This is a genomic window from Mycobacterium sp. ENV421 (assembly GCF_002887815.1).
Taxonomy (GTDB): domain Bacteria; phylum Actinomycetota; class Actinomycetes; order Mycobacteriales; family Mycobacteriaceae; genus Mycobacterium.
On the sequence record NZ_PDHO01000083.1, the window covers coordinates 1 to 5,465 of the forward strand.

Annotated in this window: 6 protein-coding genes and 2 pseudogenes; 2 read left to right on the forward strand and 6 right to left on the reverse strand. The window is 62.9% G+C overall.

All coding sequences use genetic code 11. The annotated features are described in order from the left end of the window. Nucleotides 1–11 precede the first annotated feature (11 nt). From CRM90_RS29390 to vapB, 3 genes are all read right to left on the reverse strand, one after another. Nucleotides 12–353: a hypothetical protein gene (locus CRM90_RS29390; RefSeq protein ID WP_142391490.1), complete on the reverse strand. Its 342-nt coding sequence runs from the start codon at nucleotides 351–353 to the stop codon at nucleotides 12–14. Between the two features lie 249 nt (nucleotides 354–602). After that, nucleotides 603–1,034, reverse strand: coding sequence for a PIN domain nuclease (locus tag CRM90_RS29395; protein ID WP_014805344.1), 432 nt, complete (start codon nucleotides 1,032–1,034; stop codon nucleotides 603–605). Beyond that, entirely contained in the window at nucleotides 1,031–1,252 is a 222-nt protein-coding gene (gene vapB / locus CRM90_RS29400; RefSeq protein ID WP_014805345.1) for a type II toxin-antitoxin system VapB family antitoxin, read from the reverse strand. Before vapB ends, CRM90_RS29395 begins: the two co-directional genes overlap by 4 nt. Nucleotides 1,253–1,288: 36 nt before the next feature. On the opposite strand from vapB, the gene CRM90_RS29405 reads away from it, so the two are divergent. Then, complete coding sequence (locus CRM90_RS29405; RefSeq protein ID WP_233209590.1) at nucleotides 1,289–1,624, forward strand: hypothetical protein; 336 nt, start codon at nucleotides 1,289–1,291, stop codon at nucleotides 1,622–1,624. Nucleotides 1,625–1,646: 22 nt separating this feature from the next. On the opposite strand, the gene CRM90_RS29410 is transcribed toward CRM90_RS29405, so the two are convergent. From CRM90_RS29410 to CRM90_RS29420, 3 genes and pseudogenes are all read right to left on the reverse strand, one after another. Then, a complete protein-coding gene (locus CRM90_RS29410; protein ID WP_233209591.1) occupies nucleotides 1,647–2,135 on the reverse strand; it encodes a MerR family transcriptional regulator in 489 nt (162 codons plus the stop codon). Next, nucleotides 2,128–3,363 carry a helix-turn-helix domain-containing protein gene (locus tag CRM90_RS29415; protein WP_102810376.1) on the reverse strand — a complete coding sequence of 412 codons (1,236 nt, stop codon included), beginning with the start codon at nucleotides 3,361–3,363 and terminating at the stop codon, nucleotides 2,128–2,130. Before CRM90_RS29415 ends, CRM90_RS29410 begins: the two co-directional genes overlap by 8 nt. Nucleotides 3,364–3,496: 133 nt before the next feature. Beyond that, nucleotides 3,497–4,545: pseudogene (locus CRM90_RS29420) on the reverse strand (tyrosine-type recombinase/integrase). A 286-nt stretch (nucleotides 4,546–4,831) separates the two neighbouring features. On the opposite strand from CRM90_RS29420, the pseudogene CRM90_RS29425 reads away from it, so the two are divergent. Beyond that, nucleotides 4,832–5,410: pseudogene (locus CRM90_RS29425) on the forward strand (site-specific integrase); the annotation flags it as partial. Nucleotides 5,411–5,465 lie beyond the last annotated feature (55 nt).

The following is a 5,465-nucleotide window of genomic DNA, read 5'->3' on the forward strand; positions in this document are numbered from 1 at the left end:
GGCACTTTCGCTTATCTACACACCCCTACAGGCGACATCCCACGAAAAATCCGGGTTAGCACCGCGCCAAGACGTCGCTTTCGAGCAAGAGTGAGCAGCTCGCGGTCGCCGCGGGCGCGCAGAACATCCTCGACCTGTGCGGGTATGCAGTCCAGGCTTGCGGCCAGCACAAGGCCCCAGTCGTCGTCGACCTCGCGCCCGGGGAACTTTGACAATCGGGATCGTGCCGCCTCCTTGCGACCGATCCTGGTGATGTCGAACGACGCGTTGTGGGTGCGCAGCGACAGGACCCCTGCGAGACCTTCATCGGCCATCGCTCTGGCGATTCGTCGAGCAGAAAGTCCGTCGCCCACACCGGATCGTCGTCCGGGTCGGCCAATCGCTTAAAGCCTTCTCGATCGAGTAGAAGGTAGATCGGCCTGACTTCCCCGTCGCCGCGCCTGACGGCCAGATAAGCCCGGCCCTTTGCAACGCTGGCGTCGATAGCGACCGCCGTGGATATTCACGCTGCAGAGCAGCGGCAATGGAAATGCGCGGCCGGGCCCCGGTCTCAGTACCGGGAATCGCATCCCACCCCACCACGACCTCCTTATCCACCTAACCTATGCCGGAGTGCTTGGGCTGGTGTAGGTAAGGCGAGTTGTCGGTTGTCCGGTAATCGCGGTGATGGTGTCGAAATCCTTGTCGACGTGCAGGATGGTCAATCCCGAAAGCTCGGCAGTGGCCGCGATGATGAGGTCGGGGATCGACGGCCCGCGATGCTGGCCGCGATCGGCTAGCAATAGCTGCACCTGCAGCGCACGATCTTCAATTCGTGGTGTCAGATACTCGACTGGCATTGCGGCTAAGGGAGATTCACGAAACTCACGCCGAGCGATATCGCCGGATTGAGCCGAATACCCTACTTCCAGGCGTGTCACATTGCTGATATGGACCAGGCCGCGTTCGATTCGGTTGCTCCAGGTCTCTGATTCGACGCTCTGCGCCAGGCGCGCCAGAGCTGATTTGTCGATCAGCCACGTCGTTTCTGTCACTGCCACGCCTGGCGCATCAGGTCGTCGTCGGCCAGGCCCGCGACGGCGCGCCCCATCCGCTGTAGATCGTCGTGCGTGACGGGGACGCGCGCCGCGCGAGCATCCTGGGCCAGGCGGCGACGAATGTACTCAACCCGCGACAAACCCAACTCAGTAGCTCGGGCATCGAGCCCAGCGAGTACGTCATCAGGAATGTCGCGGATCAACACATCACTCATACCAAGACGATATCATGGGATATCATCGTGGTCGCGGTGACCGCGGCATGTACGCCCGTGTTGTCGGTGTCGGCGGCGAGAATGACGGCCATGAGCGACGACGGCAGCGGCGGGCTGCATGTCCGACAGGCCCCACGCACGCGCGCTGGCGATGTCCGCCTCGCCGACCTCACGATGATGGTCCGGGTGCCTGGTCGGCCCGCTGCGGTGCGCGTCTACACCGAAGCCGAGCGCGATGAGGCCGCCCGCTACGCCGCCGATACAGGGGGAGAGGTCGTTAGACTTCCCCCCTCGCCACCTGCGGGTTACGCGACCGGTTCGGACGGGGCCTTGGTTCCCGCCGCGCCGGCTGCGGCTGAGGGTCCGCAGTGAGCGGGCGGCTGGGTGTCGTGGGTCAGAGGGTGTCCTCGCGGGCCTGCCGCCCCTCCGATGCGAGGGCGTCGAGGTAGGCGTCGTGGTAGCGCGTGATGGCTATCCGCTCGGTGGTGAACTGCTCCAGCACACCGGTGATGAGCGGTTGACCGCGCAGCGTTGACGCCATGCGGTCATGGGGCCAGTGTCCGAAGCTCATGAGGTCGATGCCGAGGGTCTGGTGCGGGTATTCGCGGGCCTCGGTGATGTCGTTGCGCACTGCCTCGAGTTCGGTGTCTAGACGGCGCAGGGCCGACGCCGCGCGCCGCAGGTGTCGATCGCGCTGTTCCCTCAGCAGCTCCACACACTCGGTCCAGGTTGGTATCGCGCTGCGAGGAAAGTACACGTGCCCGGTCTTCCCCCGAACGACCTGGGGCAGTAGACCATCCGCTGCCATCATCTTGAGAACGTCGATGGGCATGCCACACAGTTCGGCGGCTTCTGACACCTTGGCCAGGTCGGACTCACTCACCGTCCTCACCGGTTTCCTTTAACCCGGCCGCCGCCGCGGGAGCGTCTGGCGCGAGCCGGTCCAGTGGCCCACCCGGCAACATCGATGGTGTTGGCGTTTTGGTGATGGCCCTGTCGATGGCACTCTCGATGGCATTGCGGGGGAGGGGCTGCGGTGCGTGGTCGTCAGATGCCCCGGGTTCGCGATGCTCGGGGGCAAGAGTGACGCTCACGGTGACGGGCACGGTCAACTCAAGCTCAGCGATGTTGTCCTCGATCGCCTGGGCGAGCTGGGTCGCGTAGGCGGAGTATTCGCGTCGCTGTAGCGCGTCGACTGCGTCGACCTGCGCTGAGATCTCCTGCAAGGCTTGCTCGTAGGCGATTTCTCCGGGGGTGGGGTCGCGGTGGGCGCGGGCTTCTTCGGTCAGCGTGGTGAGCAGAGCAAGGTCGTCGGGGTCGCCTGTCCAGTCGCGGTAGGTGATGTGGAGGTATCCGTCGTCAGTCACCTCGACCCAGGGCTTGTCGGCTAGGCGCGGGTCATCAGGTGAGAAGGGCCCCGGCGGCAGATCGGTTGGGTGGGGGACCGTGTTGGCGCGTGCATCGACCTCATTGGCCGCGTCGGCGTAGAGATCGTCGCTGGGGTCGGCGAGGTAGGACAGGATGCTTTCCACCCAGAGGTCGACAACCACGGGTTCGGTGCGGTGACGCAGCAAGTCCTTGTCGTTGAGGACAGTGGAATTGATTGTCTGACGCACCATTTCGGCTTCCCAGGAGCCGGGGCGCCCGGCGAGCGCAGCCTCTACGCCGCCGACGTTGGCGGCAGCGCCGGCTAGGGCGAGGGTGACGAACTCCGCCCAGTCGATCGGCAGTGCTGCACGCGGGTCTGGGTTGGGTTCCCATCCGCCCGAACTAGCTTGGCGCATAGGCTGATTGGTCAACCGTGTAGCTTCGGTGAGGACGGCGACGGCGTCCTGGAGGACCTCGGTATAGGGCCTTGGTTGGGCGGGATGCTCAACGGTGAGATAGCCGGTGTCAAACAGAGCGGCCGAGAGGACGTCGCGGTAAGCGCGTCCTATAACCCGGGCAACTGCAGCGAGATTCTCGCGTTCCGGTAGTCGTCGGACACCATTGGTTCGCCACTTACGCAGATTCTCCCGCGTGACGCCGATCCGGCGCGCAAGCTCAGCCTCGCTGACCCCGTGGGCATTCTTGTACCGGTCGATCAGCTCGACGAGGCGAGGGGTTGCCATGCCGCCAAGTATTCTGCGACGATGCGACTAATGTCAATCATCAGTATGCGCTAGCGCCAACTCTGAGTTGGCGTAATCTCAGTTATCTGGCATTAAGTCCGCGTATGGCCGCGCGGAGAAGGCGGGGTGGAGCTCACAACGGTTCCCCAGTCTGCTCAATCAGCCTGTAGAGCGGATTCTGGGCGGCGGCGGTACGGTTCTCCGCGCCTGCCCCGTCAACGTAGCGTTGTGAGGTCGCCATCGAGTCGTGCCCGAGAAGCTTCATCAGTGCGTAGACGCTGACGTTCCCGTTGGCGAGCTCGGTGGCGAATGTGTGGCGGAAGCCGTGCACGAGGACTCCGGCGGCCCGTTGGCTGTTGAGCCCTGCTTTCTTGAAGGCGCGCAGTACCCGGTATTGGAGCGTGCCCCGAGTCATGCGCTCACCGTCACTGCCGACAAACAGTGGGGCGGTGGCCGCCCACGCGCCAAGGCCTGTACCGGCGGAGCGCCGTTTCAGCGTGCCGGGAAACCGCGTTGCTCTAGATCCCAAATACAACTCAAGCTCGTGAATGAGGTTGTGTTCTATTGGTATTCGGCGATCTTTGTTTCCCTTGCCGTGTACGTGGATGACGCCGCCCTCATCGGTGGGTCGGATGTCGCCGATGTCGGCATTCACCAGTTCGTCCGCTCGAAGTCCGGCCAGCACGGCCGTCAGGACGATGGCGCGGTCACGTTCGGCCCAGTCAGAGCGACGTGTTGAACCGCGGTCCAGGTCGATCACCGCCAGCAACCCGGAAACCGTATCGACGCCAAGGCCTTTCGGAAGCGTCTTGGCGACTTTGGGCCGACCAATCAGTGACATCGGATTAGCTGCGAGTAGGTCGCCGCTATAGAGGAAGTCGCACAACGTGTTCCAGTTTGACCAGCAGCGCCGAATCGATGCAGCCGCGTGGGCACGCACTTGGCAAAGGCGGTTTGCAGCGCTACCTTGGTGAGGACGTCAGGACTTAACTCGACGACTCGTTCAGGAGCGCCGGCGATCAGGGTTGCGATTGCGTCGAAATCCTGGCTGTAGGCCTTCATGGTGTGGCGTGATGGTTTGCGAATGGCGCGATCGGCGAGGAACTCCAAAAACCATGCGGGGTACCCTGATTCCCCGTCGGCACGACTGGGGGGCGGCGTCACGAAGTAATGGTCGCACATATTTCATGGATAACAGTGGTTATCCATGAGTAACTCCTCCATTTTCATCAGATGAATCATGGGTCCAAGCCCGGTGGCGCTGTGGCGTGATTGTCAAAGCCATTGTTGGAACGCAGTTTTGGGATAAGTGGATGTAGGTGGGGGAGTGCCCGTCTGCGGGATAGGGCCGACACGCCGAACTGAGTGGCGTGAAGGTGATGCGCCTACCTGCCCCGATGTGGTAATGATTCGGAAGATGATTCAATGATTCAATGATTCATTGAATGAGACAGTCTGGAGGCCCGTCTTGCCCGTCGATCTGAGTGGTCGCGTGTACGTCATCGGCTCGGTTCCGGTGCTCCATCCAGAGACCCAGACGGTCAACGAAATGCTCGAGGGGTGGCGCAACCAGCAACTATGCCGCAACTTGGATTCTGACACGGTTGCGGGGCGGGCGCGCCTCGTGGAGCGCTTCATCGCTCACACGAACGAATTCCCGTGGACTTGGACGCCGACCATGGTGGAGGAGTTCTTCAACGATCTGCGCTCGGTGAAGCGGCGAAACCAGTCGACGGCACGGGGTTATCAGAACGCGCTGCGGATGTTCTGCTCCTATGTCAGCGATCCTGACTACGGGTGGGACCGGGTCTGCGAACAGCGGTTCGGCACCCACCCCGCTCAGGTGTTCTTCGAATGGAACACCGCCACCCACGTCCAAGACAACGAACAGTCCCCGACGAAGCGGGCCTTCACCAAGCACGAGTTGCAAGACTTCTTCGACCACGCCGACGACCGAGTCGCGGTGATCGCGGCCTCGGCGCGGAAGGGCTGGCTGCCGGCCTACCGCGACGCGACGATGTTCAAGGTGGCCTACGCCTACGGGCTATTCTCCAGGGTTCAGTCCCCGTGCGGCAGCGCGGTTCTCTGAGTTTGTGCAGCTT